We start from the raw sequence: 242 nt of genomic DNA on the forward strand, positions 1-242 counted from the left end.
CAGCGCGGCATCGTCGAGATCGGCCGCGGCATGCTGCAGCGGCGAAGCGGCATTGATCGCCGCGCGCAGCTGGCGGATGTTCCAGCCTTCGACAATGGTGAAGCGGTACTGGATCACCTTGCCCTGGCGCATGCGCTCGAGCAGCTCGCGCGGGCTCAGCGCTGGCTGCAGCGCGTACTCGCCGACCTTGATGTGGCCGGCGGCGCCGACCTGGCGGGCCAGCAGCAGCCAGTTGCCGTCAT

General features: G+C 69.4%; 1 protein-coding gene. It reads right to left on the reverse strand.

Annotation, left to right across the window (positions count from 1 at the left end; translation table 11 throughout):
- Positions 1 to 242: endolytic transglycosylase MltG (locus SB822_RS60250; protein ID WP_410859535.1), on the reverse strand; the 242-nt coding region annotated here is incomplete at both ends.

The organism is Paraburkholderia sp. SIMBA_054, from assembly GCF_046534875.1.
In the GTDB taxonomy this organism is placed as follows: domain Bacteria; phylum Pseudomonadota; class Gammaproteobacteria; order Burkholderiales; family Burkholderiaceae; genus Paraburkholderia; species Paraburkholderia hospita.